The organism is Paraburkholderia sp. SIMBA_027, from assembly GCF_046535315.1.
In the GTDB taxonomy this organism is placed as follows: domain Bacteria; phylum Pseudomonadota; class Gammaproteobacteria; order Burkholderiales; family Burkholderiaceae; genus Paraburkholderia; species Paraburkholderia tropica.
The window spans coordinates 1-249 of record NZ_JAWRWY010001244.1 but is presented as its reverse complement, the minus strand read 5'-3'; the positions used below and the strand labels follow the sequence as shown (position 1 = coordinate 249).

General features: G+C 63.1%; 1 pseudogene. It reads left to right on the top strand.

From position 1 onward, the window contains the following. Nucleotides 1–249, top strand: a pseudogene (locus SB764_RS43125) (glyoxalase); the annotation flags it as partial.

The window sequence follows — 249 nt, the reverse complement described above, 5'->3', positions numbered from 1 at the left end:
GGCGAACTGGGCTATCAGCCGTTCCAGGAATGGCCCACCGGATGCAGCTGGAAGCTCAATGGCACGTACGTCGTGGTGGAACAAACAGACGCCATCACCGGCACCGCGCATCGTCGCACCGATCCGGGCGTAAATCACGTGGCTTTCCATGCGGGCACACGGGAAAACGTGGACAGGATCCGGGCGCTCGGTGCCGATGCCGGCTGGTATGAGATGTTCGAGTCAAAGTACCCGCACGCCGGCGGTCCC